The sequence below is a fragment of the Protofrankia sp. Cas8 genome (genome assembly GCF_963555845.1).
Lineage (GTDB): Bacteria > Actinomycetota > Actinomycetes > Frankiales > Frankiaceae > Protofrankia.
In genome coordinates this window covers 1-933 of the sequence record NZ_CAUVXI010000301.1, presented here as the reverse complement: position 1 = coordinate 933, position 933 = coordinate 1, and the positions used below count along the sequence as shown (strand labels likewise).

1 protein-coding gene is annotated in these 933 nt (G+C 74.2%); it reads right to left on the bottom strand.

Annotation, left to right across the window (positions count from 1 at the left end):
- Positions 1-933, bottom strand: a 933-nt coding sequence (locus tag U9977_RS25750) for a molybdopterin cofactor-binding domain-containing protein (protein WP_322751875.1), incomplete at both ends; no start/stop codon positions are given.

Here is a 933-nt window from a genome sequence, read left to right as displayed (position 1 = left end):
GCACCAGACCAAGGTCCACATCCACGTCCACGACCGCGCGGTGCGCCGCCACGGCGAACGCCACGTGTACGTCGCCCTGGCCGTCCGGGCCCAGCGGCTGGGTCCGCCGGTGGCGGAAGACCTCCACGGCCTCGACCGGTCCGTCGGCGGCGAGCACCTCGGCAACCGACATCCGCACCCCGACCTCGCTGGCGACGATCTCACCGCCGACGAGCGTCAGTACCCGCCGTGGCTGCGCGACCACCTCGCCGGGCAGGCCCAGCCGGCCGGCCACCCGCGCCAGCAGCTGCGCGGCCACCGCGACGGCGGCGGCACGCACGGCCCCACCACTCATCCACGACTGGCGGGATGCGCTGGTCGACCCGGCACTGCCGACGGCGGTGTCCGCCGGGGCAAGCAGTACCTGGTCCACCCCGAGTTCGGTCCGCGCGATCTGCCCGGCGATCGTCACGAAACCCTGGCCGACCTCCGCGCACGCGCTGTGCACGACGACCCGCGGTGTGCCGTCCGGCGCGAGCTCCAGGCGCACCCGGGCGGTCGCGAAGTCGTCGAAACCCTCGGAGAACAACAGGTTCTTGTAGGCCAGGGCGTAGCCGACACCACGGCGGATCCGGCTCGGCTCGGACCCGGCCAGCCGCCCGCCCGGCAGCGACGTCACCGGGGTGCGGTCTGACACCGGTGGTGGCAGCGGACGGGCCGCGACCGTCGCGATCGCCTCCCGCGACGGCATCGGGGCAGCCACAATCTGGCCGGTGGGCAGCACATCGCCGGGTTCGAGGGCGTTGCGGCGACGCAGTTCCACCGGGTCCATGCCCAGGGCGTCCGCGAGCCGGTCCATCTGCGCCTCGTGCCCGAACGCCACCTGGGGAACCCCGAAGCCGCGCATCGCCCCGCACGGCGGATTGTTCGTCCGCACCACCCAGCCGTCCACCA